Source organism: Psychroserpens algicola (assembly GCF_014526325.1).
GTDB classification, from domain to species: domain Bacteria; phylum Bacteroidota; class Bacteroidia; order Flavobacteriales; family Flavobacteriaceae; genus Psychroserpens; species Psychroserpens algicola.
In genome coordinates, this window is sequence record NZ_JACNMJ010000003.1 from 92497 (window position 1) to 111236 (window position 18740).

At 33.6% G+C, this 18740-nt stretch carries 21 protein-coding genes; 15 read left to right on the plus strand and 6 right to left on the minus strand.

From position 1 onward, the window contains the following. Positions 1-68: 68 nt before the first annotated feature. Positions 69-671, plus strand: coding sequence for a DUF1684 domain-containing protein (locus tag H7350_RS09035; RefSeq protein ID WP_204345583.1), 603 nt, complete (start codon positions 69-71; stop codon positions 669-671). Here the strand turns inward: H7350_RS09035 and crcB are convergent. Beyond that, the gene (crcB, locus tag H7350_RS09040; protein ID WP_204345584.1) at positions 668-1036 is read right to left on the minus strand and encodes a fluoride efflux transporter CrcB; all 369 of its coding nucleotides are present in this window, start codon (positions 1034-1036) and stop codon (positions 668-670) included. The genes H7350_RS09035 and crcB overlap by 4 nt on opposite strands. Continuing rightward, the gene (locus H7350_RS09045) at positions 1037-2056 is read right to left on the minus strand and encodes an SRPBCC family protein (RefSeq protein WP_204345585.1); all 1020 of its coding nucleotides are present in this window, start codon (positions 2054-2056) and stop codon (positions 1037-1039) included. Positions 2057-2249: 193 nt separating this feature from the next. Here H7350_RS09045 and H7350_RS09050 point away from each other — a divergent pair, with 193 nt between their 5' ends. Continuing rightward, complete coding sequence (locus tag H7350_RS09050) at positions 2250-4292, plus strand: dipeptidyl-peptidase 3 family protein (protein ID WP_204345586.1); 2043 nt, start codon at positions 2250-2252, stop codon at positions 4290-4292. A 182-nt stretch (positions 4293-4474) separates the two neighbouring features. Here H7350_RS09050 and H7350_RS09055 read toward each other — a convergent pair whose 3' ends face one another. Together H7350_RS09055 and H7350_RS09060 are read right to left on the minus strand one after the other, a co-directional pair. Continuing rightward, on the minus strand, positions 4475-4807 hold the full coding sequence (locus H7350_RS09055; RefSeq protein ID WP_204345587.1) for a hypothetical protein: 333 nt from the start codon (positions 4805-4807) through the stop codon (positions 4475-4477). 172 nt (positions 4808-4979) lie between these two features. Further along, on the minus strand, positions 4980-5165 hold the full coding sequence (locus H7350_RS09060) for a hypothetical protein (protein ID WP_204345588.1): 186 nt from the start codon (positions 5163-5165) through the stop codon (positions 4980-4982). Positions 5166-5310: 145 nt separating this feature from the next. Here H7350_RS09060 and H7350_RS09065 point away from each other — a divergent pair, with 145 nt between their 5' ends. Next, on the plus strand, positions 5311-5697 hold the full coding sequence (locus H7350_RS09065) for a pyrophosphohydrolase domain-containing protein (RefSeq protein ID WP_204345589.1): 387 nt from the start codon (positions 5311-5313) through the stop codon (positions 5695-5697). Positions 5698-5721: 24 nt separating this feature from the next. Here the strand turns inward: H7350_RS09065 and H7350_RS09070 are convergent, their stop codons facing one another. After that, a complete protein-coding gene (locus tag H7350_RS09070) occupies positions 5722-6795 on the minus strand; it encodes a branched-chain amino acid aminotransferase (protein WP_420825366.1) in 1074 nt (357 codons plus the stop codon). A gap of 145 nt (positions 6796-6940) precedes the next feature. On the opposite strand from H7350_RS09070, the gene H7350_RS09075 reads away from it, so the two are divergent. The 3 genes from H7350_RS09075 to H7350_RS09085 are packed head-to-tail and all read left to right on the plus strand — an operon-like array spanning position 6941 to position 9110. Further along, positions 6941-7468, plus strand: a complete 528-nt coding sequence (locus tag H7350_RS09075; RefSeq protein WP_204345591.1) for a DUF4920 domain-containing protein — start codon at positions 6941-6943, stop codon at positions 7466-7468. Between the two features lies 1 nt (position 7469). After that, entirely contained in the window at positions 7470-8147 is a 678-nt protein-coding gene (gene mnmC2 / locus H7350_RS09080; protein WP_204345592.1) for a tRNA (5-methylaminomethyl-2-thiouridine)(34)-methyltransferase MnmC2, read from the plus strand. Between the two features lie 54 nt (positions 8148-8201). Then, positions 8202-9110 carry a TIGR01777 family oxidoreductase gene (locus H7350_RS09085; RefSeq protein WP_204345593.1) on the plus strand — a complete coding sequence of 303 codons (909 nt, stop codon included), beginning with the start codon at positions 8202-8204 and terminating at the stop codon, positions 9108-9110. A gap of 124 nt (positions 9111-9234) precedes the next feature. Here the strand turns inward: H7350_RS09085 and H7350_RS09090 are convergent, their stop codons facing one another. Further along, positions 9235-9909 (minus strand): YceI family protein, encoded by a 675-nt coding sequence (locus H7350_RS09090; protein WP_204345594.1) that lies wholly within the window; start codon positions 9907-9909, stop codon positions 9235-9237. Positions 9910-10063: 154 nt separating this feature from the next. Here H7350_RS09090 and H7350_RS09095 point away from each other — a divergent pair, with 154 nt between their 5' ends. The 9 genes from H7350_RS09095 to H7350_RS09135 all read left to right on the plus strand — a co-directional run bounded on the left by H7350_RS09095 (position 10064) and on the right by H7350_RS09135 (position 18680). Continuing rightward, complete coding sequence (locus H7350_RS09095; RefSeq protein WP_204345595.1) at positions 10064-10609, plus strand: nucleotide exchange factor GrpE; 546 nt, start codon at positions 10064-10066, stop codon at positions 10607-10609. 7 nt (positions 10610-10616) lie between these two features. After that, positions 10617-11741 (plus strand): molecular chaperone DnaJ, encoded by a 1125-nt coding sequence (gene dnaJ / locus H7350_RS09100; RefSeq protein WP_204345596.1) that lies wholly within the window; start codon positions 10617-10619, stop codon positions 11739-11741. A gap of 269 nt (positions 11742-12010) precedes the next feature. Continuing rightward, on the plus strand, positions 12011-12937 hold the full coding sequence (locus H7350_RS09105; RefSeq protein WP_204345597.1) for an ABC transporter ATP-binding protein: 927 nt from the start codon (positions 12011-12013) through the stop codon (positions 12935-12937). A 1-nt stretch (position 12938) separates the two neighbouring features. After that, positions 12939-14252 (plus strand): ABC transporter permease, encoded by a 1314-nt coding sequence (locus H7350_RS09110; RefSeq protein ID WP_204345598.1) that lies wholly within the window; start codon positions 12939-12941, stop codon positions 14250-14252. A 2-nt stretch (positions 14253-14254) separates the two neighbouring features. Beyond that, positions 14255-15136 (plus strand): mechanosensitive ion channel family protein, encoded by an 882-nt coding sequence (locus H7350_RS09115; protein WP_204345599.1) that lies wholly within the window; start codon positions 14255-14257, stop codon positions 15134-15136. A 94-nt stretch (positions 15137-15230) separates the two neighbouring features. After that, the gene (locus tag H7350_RS09120; protein WP_235989310.1) at positions 15231-16052 is read left to right on the plus strand and encodes a DUF6268 family outer membrane beta-barrel protein; all 822 of its coding nucleotides are present in this window, start codon (positions 15231-15233) and stop codon (positions 16050-16052) included. Between the two features lie 2 nt (positions 16053-16054). Then, positions 16055-17218 (plus strand): sigma-54-dependent transcriptional regulator, encoded by a 1164-nt coding sequence (locus tag H7350_RS09125; RefSeq protein WP_204345601.1) that lies wholly within the window; start codon positions 16055-16057, stop codon positions 17216-17218. A 9-nt stretch (positions 17219-17227) separates the two neighbouring features. Further along, entirely contained in the window at positions 17228-17785 is a 558-nt protein-coding gene (locus tag H7350_RS09130; RefSeq protein WP_204345602.1) for a hypothetical protein, read from the plus strand. 16 nt (positions 17786-17801) lie between these two features. Then, positions 17802-18680 carry a PPK2 family polyphosphate kinase gene (locus H7350_RS09135; protein WP_204345603.1) on the plus strand — a complete coding sequence of 293 codons (879 nt, stop codon included), beginning with the start codon at positions 17802-17804 and terminating at the stop codon, positions 18678-18680. Positions 18681-18740: the final 60 nt, after the last annotated feature.

An 18740-nucleotide genomic window follows, 5' to 3' on the forward strand; every position in this document is an offset into this window, starting at 1 on the left:
TTAATTTATATAGTCCAAAGCTATGAAAAATTTCTTTAAGTTGTATTTTTGAATTGAAAAATTGAATTATGCGATATATTTTACTATTTGTTTTATTTGTATCTGCACTAAGTTGTGCTCAAGATAAAAGACCTATTGCTGGAACTACTGAATTTCAAAAAAAAATAAATTCAGAATATAAGGATGCCACAACATCTCCTCTTAAAGACAAAGACAGAAAAACCTTTAAAGGATTAGATTTTTTTAAATTCGATTCTACATATATTGTCAAGGCTACATTTAAAAGAACTCCTAATGAGAGCGTATTTCAAATGAAAACAACTACAGACCGATTACCTGAATATGTTAAATATGGCGAAATTAGTTTTGAGCTTCAAGGAGAGACACATCAGCTTAATATTTATCAAAATCAAGGTTTAATAAAAGAAGAAGGGTATGAAGATTATTTATTTCTTCCTTTTTTAGATCTTACTAATGGCGAGGAAAGTTATGGTGGTGGACGCTATATTGATATGAGAATACCTGAAAGTAATGAACTCATCATTGATTTTAATACAGCTTATAATCCGTATTGTGCCTATAACGAGAAATATTCTTGCCCGATAGTTCCTCGAGAAAATTATATCGACTTAAAGGTAAAAGCAGGAGTAAAAGCGTTTAAAAAGCATTAAGATTTCACGACATACATTCCGAAGAAAACAGCAAGAAAGCCAATAATAAAACTTGCTATAGTATAGATTGCAAAACTTGAGAAATCTCCAGACTTAAGTAATAGGTGGTTCTCGTAAGCAAAGGTTGAAAAGGTAGTAAAACCACCGCAAAAACCTGTCGCTAAAAGCAAGGTTTGGTTTGAGTTTAAAGTGTCGTTTTTAGCTGCTAAGCCTAAAATAATTCCTATAAGAAGGCTACCGAGAATATTAGCAGCAAAAGTGCCGTAGGGAATACCATTTTCGGGATTGTTCAGAAACTTGCCGATTACATATCTTAGGACGCTTCCAAAGCCTCCTCCTAAAAAAACAAGTAGGAGTTGTTTCATTTACTCAACCGCTAAATAGATTTCTGTAATCCATTCGGCAGGATTAGGCGTAGAAGCAGGATCAGTAAGATAAGATTCAATCACTGGCCCAGTTTCTGGTTGTATCAAATTGTTTTCAGCAATGTAAGCCATAGCCTTATTCCAGGTTTCTTCTAAGTTTACATAATCACCTTTTAATACCGTTTTAACCGCTTTAAAAGGTTCTAATTGTCCTGTGAGAACTTCTGGGTCATTGGTGATGATTTTTGAAGTTGTTGGAATGCAGCATGAAAACATAACTGTATTGTTTTCGGTATCCCATTTATGATAAATGACAAATGGTTTTCCCGCCATAACAATATTATTCGCCATAGCATAAGCTCCAATTTTTGGCATCATTTCCTGCATTTTTTGTTTGAAATCCTCCATTTTACAAGATGTTGTATTGTAGAGATAAAATCCGCCACTATGTTGTGTGATGCCTTCAACAGTAATACTGTATTTTTTCATGTCTGAAACCAAAATACTATCGAGTTTCTCCAGGCTTCGCTCATAATTCGGACCAATTTGTTTTTCCATGCCACCCATAAATGCAGCAAAAGCTTTAAAAGTAAAAGGAAGGTCTTTTCCAGAAATATTCCAGGTTACATCAGTTTTATTTGTACCATTAGGTTCTAAATGCCAAGTGACTTCAGATTTTGGAAATTCGGCAAACTGCATTTCTTGAACAATAGTCTCATTGGCTTTTGTGTCTATTGTTTTCATTACACCAACACCATCTTTGTCTTCCCAGGTATATGAGCCGTTGATACCTCGAGTTTTTTCTGGAAGCGTAATTACCATTTCAGGGTCAGCTTCAGCCCATGATGACCATGCTTCCCAGTTTTTAAAATCGATAACATTATCATAAACCATATTAATTGGAGCATTGATTGTTCTTTTTCGTTCGACTTCAAATGAATTGGGCTGAACGGCTATATAAATAGCTAAACCAATAAATAAAATTAATAGTAAAAACAGAATGTATTTTAGTGCTTTCATGTGTTTTATTAAGATTTTTTAATCATCGTATACAGCCTGATATGTTAAATAAATCTCCGATAATAAACTGTTTCAAACCGTATAGGTTCAAATTCAAGATGGTATACAAATTAATTAGGTAATCAAAGATAATCAATTTTAAGAGATGTGTATAAATGTTTACATTTGCGCATCAATAATTAAATAATTAACAATGAAATTAAAATTTATACTGGTTCTGTGTATCGTAACTAGTTTTATGTTCTCATGTGGAGAAGATAAAAAAAGTGATAACTCAGAAAACACTTCAGAAGTAACAAAAACTAATGATTTTAATTATAATGTAGAGCAGTTTGCTGACATTAAAATCTTGCGCTATCAAATTCCAGGTTGGGAAAATTTGACCTTAAAAGAGCAAAAATTAGTGTACTATTTAACTCAAGCAGGTTTATCTGGTCGTGATATTATATGGAATCAAAACTACAGACATAATTTAAAGATTAGAAAAGCTTTAGAGCATGTTTATGCCAACTACAATGGAGATAAGTCTTCAACAGATTGGAAAGCATTTGAAACCTATATGAAACGTGTTTGGTTTTCTAACGGAATTCACCATCACTATTCAAATGATAAGATTAAGCCTGAATTTTCTTCAGACTATTTAAAAGGATTATTAACTGATACAGATACAGCTTTAGAAGGCGAAGCTTTTGATGTGATCTTTAATGATAAAGATGCTAAAAAAGTTAACCTTACTAAGGATGTAGATAATGTATTATTATCTGCTGTAAACTTCTACGGACCTGATGTAACTACTGCTGATGTAGAATCGTTTTATAAAAACAAGGTGTCTCCAAACCCTGAAAAACCTTTGTCATATGGTTTAAACTCTCAGTTGGTTAAAGAAAATGGCGTGCTTAAGGAGCGTGTTTATAAATCTGGAGGATTATATGGTGAAGCTATCGATGAAATCATTAAATGGTTAGAATTAGCTAAAGGTGTTGCCGAAAATAAAGCTCAAGGTGATGCTTTAGGTTTATTGATCGATTACTATAAAACAGGAGATTTACAAACATGGGATGATTATAATGTTGCCTGGACAGCAGCAACCGAAGGAAATATTGACTACATCAACAGTTTTATTGAAGTATATAATGATCCTGTGGGTTACAGAGGTTCTTATGAAACTATTGTACAAATCAAAGATTTTGATATGTCTCAAAAAATGGCTGTATTATCTGAAAACGCTCAATGGTTTGAAGATAATTCTCCGCTAATGGACGCTCATAAAAAGAAAAATGTGGTTGGAGTAACATATAAAGTTGTAAATGTAGCAGGAGAAGCTGGAGATGCTTCGCCAAGTACTCCAATTGGTGTTAATTTGCCTAATGCTAACTGGATTAGAGCTGCAGTCGGAAGTAAGTCGGTATCTTTAGGTAATATCATAAATTCTTACAATAATTCTGGAAGTACAGGTCGTTTAAAAGAATTTGTACACGATGATGAAGAATATGAGCTTGAAAAGAAATACGGGCAGTTAGGTGATAAATTACATACAGCACTTCATGAAGTAATTGGTCATGCATCTGGACAATTAAATCCAGGCGTTGGTGAAACTAAAGAAACTCTTAAAAAATATGCGTCAACACTTGAAGAAGGTAGAGCAGATTTAGTTGGATTATATTATTTATACAATCCGAAATTACAAGAATTAGGTTTAGTGGATGATTGGAAATCTGTAGGAAAAGCTGCCTACGATGGGTATATCAGAAACGGACTTATGACTCAGTTAATTAGATTGAAATTAGGCGACGATGTTGAAGAAGCTCATATGGTTAACAGACAGTGGGTTTCTGCATGGGCTTTTGAAAAAGGCGCTGCTGATAACGTGATAGAAAAAGTAACAAGAGATGGTAAAACGTATTTCAATATTACTGATTATGATAAACTTCATGAGTTATTCGGACAATTGCTAAGAGAAACACAACGTATCAAATCTGAAGGCGATTATAAAGCGGTTGAAGCATTGGTTGAAGGTTATGGTGTAAAAGTAGATCAGGATATTCATGCAGAAGTTTTAGAGCGTAACAAGCAATTTACATCTGCACCATACAGCGGATTTGTAAACCCAGTACTCGTTGCTGAAAAAGACGATAATGGAGAAATTACTGCCATTAAAGTAACGCAACCTGAAACATTTGATGGTCAGATGTTGATGTACAGCAAAAATTACGGTTTCCTTCCTGAGGAAAACTAGGATTTAAATATAAATGTTAAAAAAGGGTGTAGTGAAAATTACATCCTTTTTTTATTGATACTAAATTTTAATAGAATTAAATTAAGTACAATCAAACAAATAACAGAATAAACAATAATCATAGTTGGTGTTTATAAAGCATCGAATACTTTCTGATTTGTCATCATTTAAATTAGATACAACTATACCAAAGGATTAAACAAATACACCAATACAAAAACTGCAATAGCACCAGATGCACTTACTGTGGGCTCCTTATCTAATAATGACATATTAGAAACCGCTTGAAAGGTTTGCACATTTCCGTTTTCATCTTTTTGAGGTACATGATTAATGCTAATCATACCAGGAATTGAAATACTAATAGAAGCTGCTGCTAAAGCTGTCAGTACACGATAAAACCAAAAATTGGGTGAATCGAACGATAGTTCCATTTTACGCGTGATGATCATAATTGCAGCGAAAGCAATAACACCAAATAAAAACATGGTGACAGGAGAAACCAATTTTTTCATAATAATTTGATTACATAATTTATAGTTTAGTGAGATGATGGCTAAGAGCCATATCATTATATATCCATTATTGGATATGACTAAAAATTAAATAGGGAGAGATGTAATTATGAATCAAATTACTAAAATATGTGCAGATAGCCAAAGAATTTAATATAAAGTCAGTTTGCTGTTAAACAAATACAAACTTAATCGTTGCAATCATCAATATAAACGCAATGAAAGCAATCAAGACCCAAACACTTCCTCTGTAGTATTTTTTGTGAATTTTAAGGTCTTTTCGGTAGGCAAGATAAATTATGATAGCAAAAGCTATAGCAAATAAAATTCCGAAAATCAATTGACCGTTACTAAACATATGGCTATTTTTATGCAAAAATAATTAAACCTTAACTACTAACTTTGATATAAACTGTGAAAATTTTTATAATAATTGCAAGTAGCTCAACCTAAAAGATATACGAAAATTATAGCAGTTTGGTTCTAATTAGAATACATATATTATGAAAAACAAGATTGAAGCTGTAAAGGCATTTCATACAGCATTTAAAATTGGTCACAGAGAAACACCTAAGGCCGATTTGGGTATAGAAAAAAACATGTTACGCTATAAATTAATGCGTGAAGAAAATGAAGAATACCTTGAAGCAGCCAATGATAACGATTTGGTTGAAGTAGCCGATGCATTAGGTGATATGCTTTACATCCTTTGTGGTACAATTATAGAACACGGACTCCAATACAAAATTGAAGAAGTTTTTGATGAAATCCAGCGTAGTAATATGAGTAAACTTGGGGAAGACGGAGAACCAATTTATAGAGAAGATGGCAAAGTACTAAAAGGACCAAATTATTTCAAACCTCATATAAAGGAAATTTTAGAGTCATAAAAAAAGAGCCATTTGGCTCTTTTTTTATTTTATTTCGTATCTCCAATGATGCTTGTCTTCAGCAAGATTATGCTGAATATTAAGCATGCGTTGCTTTAACATTGAAGAATAAGAATGTGCGCCAATTTCTGGGAGCTCATAATACGTATCTTGGTATTCAAAACCTTCAATAGGACTAATCACAGCAGCTGTACCAGCACCAAAAATTTCTTTCAAACTTCCATTTTTAGACGCTTCAACAATTTCATTAACCTTAATTGGTCTTACTTCACATTTGATGTTATTATCTTCAGCTAATTGAATTAAACTTTTACGAGTAACACCATCTAATATTCTATCACTAGTTGGTGCAGTAATAAGCGTATCATTAATTCTGAAAAAGACATTCATAGTACCAGCTTCCTCTAAAAAAGTATGCGTATCAGCATCAGTCCAAATCACTTGTTGATACCCTTTTTGTTGTGCTAAATTGGTTGGGTAAAACTGAGCAGCATAATTTCCTGCTGCTTTAGCATACCCAACACCTCCATTTGCAGAACGACTAAACTGTTCGGCAATAAGCACTTTTACAGTGCCTTTATAATAAGCTTTAGCTGGAGCACAAATAATCATGAAACGATAGCTTTCTCCTGGAGCAGCAGCGATAGCAGGATCTATAGCTATTGCAAAAGGGCGTATGTACAGAGAATTTCCAACACCAGGTTTAATCCAATCTTTATCGAGGTTTAATAGTGTTGTTAATCCCTCGAAAAAATAATCTTTAGGAAATTCTGGCATAGCTAAACGCGCAGAAGATTTGTTAATTCGTTTAAAGTTTTCTTCTGGTCTAAACAAAAATACCTTACCATCATCATCTTTATAGGCTTTCATTCCTTCAAATACAGCTTGACCATAATGAAAAACTCGAGCAGATGGTTGCATAGTCATTGGTTGATATGGCATGATTTGCGGTTGCTGCCATTCGCCATTTACAAAATCACACATAAACATGTGGTCTGTAAATGTTTTTCCAAATGCAATATTTTCAAAATTAACATCTTTCAACTTTGAAGTCGCTGCTTTTTCAATACGTAAATTACTAGTATATGTGCTTGACATTTTTTTGGTGTTTAGTTCTGCAAAATTAGTCATTTCTGATGGGTTAAAAAACATAATAATGTCTAAAAAAATGCATAACTTTGATATCTTAAAGTTAATTTTATTATAACAAAAGGTTTATTAACACTTACAAAAGCACAAACCAATGAAACATTTATTATCAATAGTCTTAATTGCTCTTCTATTAGTATCCTGCAAAGAAGAAAAGAAACAAAATGACGCTATTGCGACTATAGACAATGAGGCAAAAGAACAAGTTCAGGATATTACTTACGATTCTTTTGGTAAAAAAATCACAGATAAAGATGCATTAACAGCAAAACGAATGGCTGTACATTATGAAAATATGGCAGTTGGAGATTCTATTGATGCTAAGATGATTGCCAAGGTAGATGAAGTATGTCAGGCTAAAGGATGCTGGATGAAATTAGATTTACCAAATGGCGAGCAAGTTATGGTGAAATTTAAAGATTACGGATTTTTTATGCCTAAAGATATTTCGGGAAAGGAAGTCGTGATAAACGGAAAAGCTTACGTTAATGAAGTCCCTGTTGATGAGCAACGACACTATGCTGAAGATGGTGGAGCAACACCTGAAGACATTGCAAAGATTACAGAACCTAAAAAAACATATTCGTTTTTAGCAGATGGCGTATTATTGAAAACAGAATAATGTGCAGCGTAAAATAATTACCACAGCAGACGGTTCTAAAACCATTCAAATCGAAGATTGGAACGAGCAATACCATTCTGTTCATGGTGCAATACAAGAAGCAAATCATGTATATATCCAACATGGTTTGCTTTTTTTTATATCTGAAAATCAACCAGCTTTAAAGGAAAAGATTTCAATTTTAGAAATCGGATTTGGAACGGGCTTAAATGCATTACTCACAATCTTGAAGGCCAAAGAATTAGAACGTCAGATTGATTATGTTGGTGTTGAAGCTTTTCCGGTAGCTTCAGAAGAAGTTTCGCAATTGAACTATCCTTCCGAATTAAAAATTAATGAAGACATATTTAAAAAGTTGCATGACGTTTCATGGGAAGATAAACACCAGATTTCTAAAGCATTTGCACTTACAAAGCAACAAAAGTTTTTTAAGGATATTTCCGAAGTAAATACGTTCGATATCATATATTTTGACGCCTTTGGTGCACGAGTTCAACCAGAATTATGGACAGAAACAATCTTTAAACTTATGCACAGGGCTTTAAAACCAAAAGGAGTGCTTACTACATATGCTGCAATTGGTAGTGTGCGACGTACGCTTGATTCTTTAGGTTTTGATGTTGAAAAACTACAAGGTCCTCCTGGTAAGCGCCATATGATTAGAGCGGTCAAACGTTAAACCCTTACTAAAACCTGCAGGCTTGATTTAGGATTTCTGTAACTTTGTAAAGCTATGAAGAAGATATTAATTACAGGAGCTACAGGTTTGATTGGACAAGAAATTGTAAAGGTTTGTCATGACCAAGACATAGGTGTTCATTACCTAACAACTTCAAAAAATAAACTGAGTTCCAAGGCCAATTATAAAGGGTTTTATTGGAATCCAACTACCAGTGAAATTGATATTCGGTGTTTTGAAGGCGTAGATAAAATAATCAATTTGGTTGGAGCCACGATTTCTAAACGTTGGACAGATAGTTATAAAGAAGAAATTATACTTAGCAGAACACGAACTGCAAAATTACTCTACGATACTATAAAGTCGAATAATCTATCTGTTAAACAACTAATTTCGGCAAGTGCCATTGGAGTTTATCCAGATTCATTAACTAATTATTACGACGAAGATGAACCACTAAAGTCAGATTCATTTTTAGGTCAGGTTGTTCAAAAATGGGAAGCGGCAATTGACGAATTTTCATCACTAAACATGCAAGTAGCCAAAATACGAATAGGTCTGGTACTCTCTGAAAAAGGAGGTGCTTTACCAGAAATGACTAAACCGATACGTTTTGGAGCTGGTGCTCCTTTTGGAAGTGGCGATCAGTGGCAATCCTGGATTCATATTAAAGATTTAGCACAGCTTTTTGTATTTGCAGCCACCAATAATTTAGAAGGTGTTTACAATGGCGTAGCGCCAAACCCTGTCACAAATACAGAACTTACCAAATCAATAGCTAAAGTACTACATAAACCGCTGATATTACCAAACATTCCTAAAGTAGCAATGAAAATTGTACTAGGAGAAATGCATATACTCCTATTTGAAAGTCAGCGTGTTAGTGCGTCTAAAATTGAAGAAGAAGGTTTTTTGTTTACCTATCATCATATAGAACCTGCGCTTTTAGATTTATTTAGTTGAAACTAAATGTGTAGGATGAAAAATGGGTTTGCCTAATAATTTCATTATCTGCCTATACAGAAATAAAAAAGCATTCATAAAATTATGAATGCTTTTTTTATACTTTAAAAAAATGTAATTCAGTTTAAGCTTTTTTAGCCTTTACAATAATTTTTAGCTCCATATCATCATTGATAAATTTCTCTCCAATATTATCAAAGACAGATTTTGATTTGAAGTTTATTCCCCAGGTAGTTCTATCAATAGTAAATGAATCACTTTCAATAGTCATCATGTCATTCTCATTTGTGATCGTAACCGGAAACGAAATGTTATGTTTTTGACCTACCATTGATAAATTTCCTGAAAGTCTCGTTTTTCCAGCAGCTATAGACTCGGTTCCTGTAATTTCGAATACAGCTGTTGGAAACTTTGTAACATTAAAAAAGTCACCTTCTTTACCTTCAACAGTTCCCATAAGGTGTGCTTCCAAACTTTCTTTACCATTACCAGATTCTAAATCGGTAACAGTGATTGATTTCATATCAATTAGAAAGGTGCCACTTTGTAATTTGCCATCATCTGTTTTAAATATCCCATTGTCTAAGTTGATTGTTCCTGTATGTGTTCCAGTGGGTTTGAAACCTTTCCAGTGAATTGCAGATTCAGAAACATTGACAGTGTATTTTTGTGATGTGCTTTCACTTACTGCAGCAGCTTCAGCATCACTTGTGTTTGCTTCAGCAGCTTTATCTTTGCAACTGGCAAAGGTAATTGCAAAAACCAACAGGATAGAAAATTTTAAAAATTTAGTGCTCATAGTTTTAATATTTGAGTTAATGTCCTTCAAAAATACGCATTGATTAATAATATGTCAATTCAATAGAAAATAATTTGGTGACATTTTGACATTTTAGTAATAATGGCAGTACTTTTGCCATCTTAAATCGAAGATTTATTTAATAAACCATAAGATGAGTAAAAAAGATAAAGATCAAACTATAGAAAAGCCACAAGTTCAGGAGGATGTTAATAATACTGAAACAGCATCTCAGGAGGAAGAACTTTCGGTTGAAGAACAACTTAAAGAAGATTTAGCAAAAGAAAAAGATAAATTCATGCGTTTATTCGCTGAGTTTGAAAACTATAAAAAGCGTACTGCCAGAGAACGTATCGATTTATTTAAAACGGCTAGTGAAGATTTGATGTTGGCAATGTTGCCAGTATTAGACGATTTTGAACGTGCGTTATTACATATTGAAGACGATAAAGAAGCCGAAGAATTAAGAAAAGGAGTACTGTTAATCTATAATAAACTCTTATCAACTCTAGAGAAAAAAGGCTTAACTAAAATTGAAATACAACAAGGAGATCCGTTCAATGCAGATGACCATGAAGCAATAACGCAAATTCCTGCACCTAGCGACGATTTAAAAGGAAAAATCATCGATGTTGTTGAAAAAGGATATAAACTAGGGGATAAAGTGATTCGTTTTCCTAAAGTTGTAATCGGACAATAATACAGATATGGCAAAGAGAGATTATTATGAAATACTAGGCGTTGATAAAAGTGCGTCTGCAGCTGAAATCAAAAAAGCCTATCGAAAGATGGCTTTAAAATATCATCCTGATAAAAATCCTGATGATAAGGATGCAGAAGCAAAGTTTAAAGAAGCGGCTGAAGCATATGAAGTTTTAAGTAACGCAGATAAGAAAGCACGTTACGACCAATTTGGACATCAGGCTTTTGATGGAGCAGGCGGATTTGGCGGAGGTGGTATGAATATGGATGACATATTTAGCCAGTTTGGTGATATCTTTGGAGGTGCTTTTGGTGGTGGAGGTTTCTCTGGATTTGGCGGCGGATTTGGTGGAGGCCAAAGACGTGTTAAAGGAAGTAATCTTAGAATTAGAGTGAGTTTGACATTAGAAGAAGTGGCTAATGGTGTAGAAAAGAAGATTAAAGTTAAACGAAAAGTACAAGCGCCAGGAACGACTTATAAAACCTGCGGAACATGTAATGGTTCAGGTCAGGTTACACGTGTTACTAATACCATTTTAGGACGAATGCAAACAGCGTCAGCTTGTCCAACCTGTGGAGGTGCAGGACAGAGCATAGACAAAAAGCCATCTAATGCAGATGCGCAAGGGATGCTTGCAGAAGAAGAAACGGTTTCGGTTAAAATACCTGCAGGTGTTGTTGATGGTATGCAACTTAAAGTTACAGGTAAAGGAAATGAAGCACCAGGTAATGGTATTTCTGGAGACTTACTAGTTGTTGTTGAAGAGAAGGAACATGATACACTTAAACGTGAAGGCGATAACTTACATTATGATTTGTATGTGAGTTTACCAGATGCTGTTCTTGGAACTTCAAAGGAAATAGATACCGTTACAGGTAAGGTGAGAATTAAAGTTGAAGCAGGTGTGCAGTCAGGTAAAATTCTTCGTTTACGCGGAAAAGGTATACCTAGTATAAATGGTTATGGTAGTGGTGATTTATTAGTTCATGTGAACGTTTGGACACCTAAAACATTGAGTAAAGAGCAGAAAGAATTCTTCGAGAATATGAGGAGTGACGAGCACTTCGAGCCAAAACCAGAGAGCTCTGATAAGTCATTTTTTGAAAAAGTTAAAGATATGTTTTCATAACATTCTCTTTTTTAAGAAAAAACACTATATTTGAATTATCACTAATTTCAATTAGTGGTAATTTTTCTTTTTCATAGCAATTTTTTCCCATCCTTAATTAGTTTTAAGGGTGGGTTTTGTTTTTTTAAGAATTTTTATATCATAGGTCATGCAATTTTAACTTATAAATAAATCTACTATTAGCGTTAACATTTTAGTGAGATAAGCACTGATTACGTGACTAACATTTTTATCTTTACAAGATAATACCAACTTATCATAATTAATATATGAACAACCTATTAGTAGCAGATTCTGTTTCAAAAAACTTTGGAAATTTTACGGCACTCAATAATGTGTCTATTTCAGTTCCCAAAGGAAGTATTTTTGGTTTGCTAGGACCTAATGGAGCAGGAAAAACAACGCTCATCAGAATTATCAATCAAATTACCATGCCAGATACAGGTCAGGTCATGCTTGACGGAGAACCTTTAATGCCTGAGCATATACAAAATATTGGCTATTTACCCGAAGAACGCGGTCTCTATAAATCTATGAAAGTTGGAGAACAAGCCTTGTATTTGGCCCAACTTAAAGGCTTAACTAAGCAAGAAGCCAAAAAGCGCTTAAAGTACTGGTTCGAAAAATTAGACATAGGGGATTGGTGGAATAAAAAAATTCAAGAGCTTAGTAAAGGACAAGCGCAAAAAATTCAGTTTATTGTAACAGTCTTGCATCAACCTAAATTATTGATTTTTGACGAACCTTTTTCAGGGTTTGATCCTATAAATGCCAATTTGATTAAAGATGAAATTCTTCAGTTAAGAGACGAAGGAGCGACAGTAATATTTTCAACACATCGAATGGAATCCGTAGAGGAGTTATGTGATCATATTGCTCTAATCCATAAATCTAATAAAGTTTTAGATGGAAAGTTAACAGATATTAAACGTCAATATAAAACCAATACCTTCGAGGTTGGACTGCAAACAGATACTGTAGAGAGTGTGACTAATGCTATCAAAGAAAAATTTGAAGTCATGCCAGCAACATTCAAAAATTTAAATGATGATGTAAAGCTAAATGTGAAGTTGAAAGCTCAAGAGAATTCAAATGATCTGCTGAAATTTTTAACTTCAAAAGCTGAGGTGCACCATTTTGTTGAAGTCATTCCTAGTGCTAATGATATTTTTATTCAAACTGTAAAAAATAATTAACATGAACCATTTGCCGCTTATTATTAAACGTGAATATCTTACTAAAGTTAAGAATAAATCGTTTATCGTTATGACATTTGTAAGTCCGCTAATTATGGTCGCTCTTATAGCTGTTGTAGCTTATTTGTCGCAATTAAATAATGATAAAGACCGACATATTTCCATATTAGATGAAACAGGAGTATTAAGTGAAGTATTTGTTGATAAAGAACATACGAAGTATACTATTTTAACTGATACTAATCTTGAAACGGCTAAAGAATTAATAAAGTCTAATGAAGATTTTGGTTTACTATATATCGAAAAAAGTGAAAATCCCGAAGAGGTCATATCAAGTGTTCGATTTTATTCAGACGAGTCTCCATCGTTATCTATTATATCGAGTTTAGAACGTAAAATTGAAAAAAAACTTGAAGATGCCAAACTTCAAAAAAACGGTGTTGATATTGAGAAAATTGAAGCTTCAAAAACAAATGTAACCATCGCACAAGAAACATTTACAGGAGAGAAAACATCTAAAATAGATAGTGTTTTAAAATTAGCGTTTGGAGGAGCAGCCGGTTATTTGTTATTTATGTTTATCATTATTTATGGAAACATGATTATGCGTAGTGTAATCGAAGAAAAAACAAGTAGAATTATTGAGATAATTATCTCTTCGGTAAAGCCAGTACAATTAATGCTCGGTAAAATCATTGGAACATCTTTAGCAGGAATCACACAATTTGCAATATGGGTAGTTTTAGGAGGTGTTCTGATGCTGGTATTGTCTATGATTTTTGGTGTCGATATGGCACAAATGCAAACACCGCAACAGGAAATGATGAATCAGGCAATGCAAAATCCTGACGTAGCAAACGAAATGCAGTTGGCTTGGCAATCGTTTCTTAATTTACCATTAGTGAATTTGGTGATAGCCTTTATGTTTTTCTTTATTGGTGGTTATTTATTATACAGTTCGTTGTATGCAGCTGTTGGAGCCGCAGTAGATAATGAGACCGATACACAACAATTTATGCTGCCAATTATAATGCCGTTGGTACTGGCAGTTTATGTTGGGATTTTTACAGTAATTGAGGATCCTCATGGAACCGTCTCAACTGTATTTTCATTTATACCATTCACATCACCTGTAGTCATGCTTATGCGAATACCGTTTGGTGTTCCTATATGGCAACAAATACTATCGTTTGCTATTTTAGCGTTTACTTTTATTTTTACTGTATGGTTTGCGGCTAAAATATATCGAGTTGGTATATTAATGTATGGAAAAAAACCAAGTTATAAAGAACTGTATAAATGGATTAAATATTAATAATGGTTCAAGATTTATCTAAAATAGAGGAAAAAATTACTGAAAGTTCCGCTTGGGAAAATGTGAGAAATTTTCTGAATCTGCATATCGATGTTAATGATAAAATAAGCATTTCGATATTAGATCTTATCGTCATTATTACCGTAATTTTTATTACAACTGTTGTACTTAGGTTGGTTTTGAGAATATTAACAAGAAACTTACCCGAAGATGATAAAGGTAAATTCAATGTTGTTTATGGGTATTTTAGATGGTTAGTATATGTCGTAATACTCCTTATTACGCTCCATACAGTAGGTGTAAATGTAACCGCTGTTTTTGCAGCTTCTGCAGCATTATTAATTGGTGTTGGTTTAGCGTTGCAAACTTTATTTCAAGATATTATATCTGGAGTGTTTATCTTAATTGATCAATCTGTTCACGTTGGAGATATTATTGAAATTGAAGGGAAAGTAGGTCGTGTAGAAGAAATTAAATTAAGAACGACAAGGGCTGTGACTATTGATAATAAAGTACTGGTTATTCCTAATCATTTATATTTAACCAATAGCCTTTATAATTGGACACAAAACGGAACGCTAACCAGAGAAAGTGTTGAAGTTGGTGTTGCTTATGGTAGCGATGTACAATTAGTCAAGAAATTGCTTTTGCAAGCAGCAAGCACACATCCTGATGTTATAAGCTCACCAGAGCCGACCGTTGTTTTTACAAATTTTGGAGACAGTTCATTAAACTTTAAATTGGTGTTTACACTAGCAGATAGTTTTAAAGCACAATTTCCAAAGAGTGATATACGTTTTGAGATAGATAAGTTGTTTAGAGAACATAATGTTACTATCCCATTTCCGCAAAGAGATATTCATATTATTCAGAAGCCTGAATAACGAAATGTCTAGTATTTAATCGTTAAATTTTATATTTATGAAGTTGTATAAATCTGTTATTGTCATATGTTTTTGTTTTTTTACACAAATGCTAATGGCTCAACTTACAGATTTAGCACGATTAGAATACTCGTTCATTCCTAAAAGTAATTCTGAAGATCAATACACCAGGTTAAGAGCTTTGCTTAATTACCCGATAGAAACCAGTGAAGATTGTTATCTCATCGTTGGAGCCGAATATAATCGTGTCATTCTTAATCTAGAAGATGATTATGCATTTGACACATCACTCTTAGAAACTATTAATATCATAGATCTAAACATAGCCTACACTTTTAAAACTAGTGAAAAATGGCGTTTAGGGTTAAAGTTCAATCCGCGTATTGCATCAACCTTAACCGAAAAATTAACCTCAGACGACTTTTTTTTAAATGGAGGTGTTTTTGCAATTAACGATAGGACCAAAGACGAAAGTGCAAACAAGCCTTACCGATTGATATTAGGGCTAACCTATAATTCTACTACAGGTGTTCCTTTTCCATTGCCGTTTGTGAGTTATTACAGGCGCGTAAATGATAAATGGTCGTTTTCTGCAGGTGTACCTAAATCAAATGTTAAATATTTCTTTTCTGAAAAGAGCATTGTTCAAACTTTTGTAGCTTTAGATGGTTACTTTGCACACTTACAACGACCGCAAACCCTTAACGGAAAACAAGTGGATCATATATCATTATCTGTAGCAGTTGGCGGACTTGGGTATGAATATTGCTTTACTAAACATCTAGTCGCCTATATGTATACAGGTTATACATTTAGATTAAATAATGTATTGCGAAATGAAAATAGAGATGAAGTTTTTAAATTAGACGATGTGAATGCATTCTATTTAAGAACCGGATTAAAATTTAAAATATAAAAATGGCAAAAATTTTAGTAATTGAAGACGAAGCAGCTATCCGAAGAGTGTTGGTTAAAATACTTTCAGAAGAAAATGATACTTATGAAGTTGATGAAGCTGAAGATGGTCTGGCTGGTGTAGAAAAAATTAAAAAAGAAGATTTTGACTTGGTACTTTGTGATATCAAAATGCCAAAAATGGATGGCGTCGAAGTACTAGAAGCTGTTAAAAAAATTAAGCCAGAAACGCCAATGGTAATGATTTCTGGGCATGGTGATTTGGATACAGCTGTAAATACAATGCGATTAGGTGCTTTTGATTATATTTCTAAGCCGCCAGATTTAAACAGACTGCTTAACACTGTTCGGATTGCTTTAGACCGAAAAGAACTGGTTGTTGAAAATAAAATGCTTAAAAAGAAAGTGAGCAAAAAGTATGAGATGATTGGCGAGAGTGAAGCTATTGCTCATATTAAAGATATGATTGAAAAGGTATCTGCAACAGACGCCAGAGTCTTAATTACTGGTCCAAACGGAACAGGTAAAGAATTGGTCGCTCATTGGTTACACCAAAAAAGCGAACGTTCAAAAGGGCCTTTAATCGAGGTGAATTGTGCAGCCATTCCTGCTGAATTGATTGAAAGTGAGCTGTTCGGACACGTTAAAGGTGCTTTTACCAGCGCAGTTAAAGATAGAGCAGGGAAGTTTGAAGCTGCTAATGGTGGTACGATTTTCTTAGATGAAATTGGAGATATGAGTCTTTCTGCGCAAGCCAAAGTTTTACGTGCCTTACAGGAAAATAAGATTCAGCGTGTTGGAAACGATAAAGACATCAAAGTAGATGTTCGTGTGGTTGCTGCCACTAATAAAAATTTGAAAACAGAAATTGCTGAAGGTCGATTTAGAGAAGATTTGTATCACAGATTAGCGGTAATTCTTATTAAAGTTCCAGCTTTAAATGATAGACGTGAAGACATTCCGTTGCTGGTAAGTCACTTTTCAACTAAAATTTCCGAAGAACAAGGAACCGCAAAAAAAGAATTTTCAGATAAAGCCATTAAACTACTTCAAGAATATGATTGGACAGGTAACATTCGTGAATTAAGAAATGTTGTAGAACGTTTAATTATCTTAGGAGGAAAAGAAGTCAGTGAAACTGATGTCAAACTCTTTGCTACTAAATAAATATTTAAAATGATAAAATTAACCCAATACAATAAGAGAGCTTTATCTGGAGGAATAATTGCCTCTTTTGTTATTGGTTTGGGAGCATACTTTTTAGGGAATATAAGTGGTTATGAAGCCAAGGAACTTATAAAAACATCTTTGCCTGGTACTAATACTTTGTGTAATACAATCGTACTGGCATCAGCAACAATTTTAGCTTTATTGTTAACTTTACTAAGTGTTAGCTCTAGTACGAAGTCTAAATTAACAGCCGAACACTACAAGCATGTGCTTTTAATTGCTAAGATTGATACTGTTGTTTTCGTTGCAGCTATGATTGTCTTTCAATTGTTGAATATACCGATTACTGAAGCAGATAATGTTCCTACAAGCTGGTATTCGACTTTCTACTATTTAAGTTTAGCACTTTCAGCTATATTAAGTGGCGGACTGATTAGTGTCGTATTAATGCTATACAATGCTGTTAGTAGTATTATCAAAATAGTTGGTTTAGGAATGGATGATCATCCGCTTTTATTTAAAGAAGAACATCAAGAAAATAAAGAGAACCAAGAGCAAAAATAAGATTAACACCACTAAAATGAAGAATATAAATATTGACGATTTTAAAGTTATTGCGCCTATCAACTTAGATAAGATATCGACAACTTTTGACTTAGATGCTAAGAAAAAAGAAATTGAAAATGAACTCGAAGATGTAAGAGAGCAATTGGGTGATTTTCAAAATACAATTTATGCTCATGGCAAATATGCTGTCTTAATTTGTATACAAGGAATGGATACTGCCGGAAAAGACAGTATGATAAGAGAGGTGTTTAAAGATTTTAATACCAGAGGAATTGTCGTACATAGCTTTAAAGTACCTACTGAATTAGAACGTGACCATGATTACTTATGGCGACATTATATTGCGCTTCCTGCTCGTGGAAAATTTGGTGTGTTTAATAGAACTCATTATGAAAATGTATTAGTAACACGAGTGCATCCTGGCTATATTTTAGGAGAAAATTTGCCTGATGTAACAACTGTTAAAGATGTTAATGATGCATTTTGGGATAAACGTTTTAATCAAATCAATGATTTTGAAAGGCATATTGCCGAAAACGGAACGATTATTTTTAAGTTTTTCTTACACCTTTCTAAAGAGGAGCAAAAAAACAGATTACTAAGACGTTTGCACAGGGCTGATAAAAACTGGAAATTCTCACCAGGAGACCTCGAGGAACGTAAACTTTGGGATCGCTATCAAGACTGCTACGAAGATGCAATAAACAGAACATCTAAAACACATGCGCCTTGGTATACAATACCTGCAGATGATAAACCTACAGCACGTTATATTGTTGCTAGAATTATATACGACACGCTCATACAATATAAAGACATAGTAGAACCTGAGTTAGATGAAGATGTTAAGGCTAATCTCGATATGTATATAAAACAGTTAGAAAGTGAATAAGCTGATTATTTTAAGATTTATTTTTAAATCTTAACTGTTTAAAATACTATCTTTAGGCTT

Bases quoted from the DNA above. Each gene is read 5' to 3' on its own strand.
- H7350_RS09070 (WP_420825366.1), bottom strand. From the start codon at position 6,795: ATGTCAAGCACATATACTAGTAATTTACGTATTGAAAAAGCAGCGACT.
- H7350_RS09110 (WP_204345598.1), top strand. From the start codon at position 12,939: ATGAACCATTTGCCGCTTATTATTAAACGTGAATATCTTACTAAAGTT.
- H7350_RS09130 (WP_204345602.1), top strand. From the start codon at position 17,228: ATGATAAAATTAACCCAATACAATAAGAGAGCTTTATCTGGAGGAATA.
- dnaJ (WP_204345596.1), top strand. From the start codon at position 10,617: ATGGCAAAGAGAGATTATTATGAAATACTAGGCGTTGATAAAAGTGCG.
- H7350_RS09050 (WP_204345586.1), top strand. From the start codon at position 2,250: ATGAAATTAAAATTTATACTGGTTCTGTGTATCGTAACTAGTTTTATG.
- H7350_RS09115 (WP_204345599.1), top strand. From the start codon at position 14,255: ATGGTTCAAGATTTATCTAAAATAGAGGAAAAAATTACTGAAAGTTCC.
- H7350_RS09085 (WP_204345593.1), top strand. From the start codon at position 8,202: ATGAAGAAGATATTAATTACAGGAGCTACAGGTTTGATTGGACAAGAA.
- H7350_RS09090 (WP_204345594.1), bottom strand. From the start codon at position 9,909: ATGAGCACTAAATTTTTAAAATTTTCTATCCTGTTGGTTTTTGCAATT.
- H7350_RS09095 (WP_204345595.1), top strand. From the start codon at position 10,064: ATGAGTAAAAAAGATAAAGATCAAACTATAGAAAAGCCACAAGTTCAG.
- H7350_RS09075 (WP_204345591.1), top strand. From the start codon at position 6,941: ATGAAACATTTATTATCAATAGTCTTAATTGCTCTTCTATTAGTATCC.
- H7350_RS09060 (WP_204345588.1), bottom strand. From the start codon at position 5,165: ATGTTTAGTAACGGTCAATTGATTTTCGGAATTTTATTTGCTATAGCT.
- H7350_RS09120 (WP_235989310.1), top strand. From the start codon at position 15,231: ATGGCTCAACTTACAGATTTAGCACGATTAGAATACTCGTTCATTCCT.
- crcB (WP_204345584.1), bottom strand. From the start codon at position 1,036: ATGAAACAACTCCTACTTGTTTTTTTAGGAGGAGGCTTTGGAAGCGTC.
- H7350_RS09045 (WP_204345585.1), bottom strand. From the start codon at position 2,056: ATGAAAGCACTAAAATACATTCTGTTTTTACTATTAATTTTATTTATT.
- H7350_RS09125 (WP_204345601.1), top strand. From the start codon at position 16,055: ATGGCAAAAATTTTAGTAATTGAAGACGAAGCAGCTATCCGAAGAGTG.
- H7350_RS09035 (WP_204345583.1), top strand. From the start codon at position 69: ATGCGATATATTTTACTATTTGTTTTATTTGTATCTGCACTAAGTTGT.
- H7350_RS09105 (WP_204345597.1), top strand. From the start codon at position 12,011: ATGAACAACCTATTAGTAGCAGATTCTGTTTCAAAAAACTTTGGAAAT.
- H7350_RS09065 (WP_204345589.1), top strand. From the start codon at position 5,311: ATGAAAAACAAGATTGAAGCTGTAAAGGCATTTCATACAGCATTTAAA.
- H7350_RS09135 (WP_204345603.1), top strand. From the start codon at position 17,802: ATGAAGAATATAAATATTGACGATTTTAAAGTTATTGCGCCTATCAAC.
- H7350_RS09055 (WP_204345587.1), bottom strand. From the start codon at position 4,807: ATGAAAAAATTGGTTTCTCCTGTCACCATGTTTTTATTTGGTGTTATT.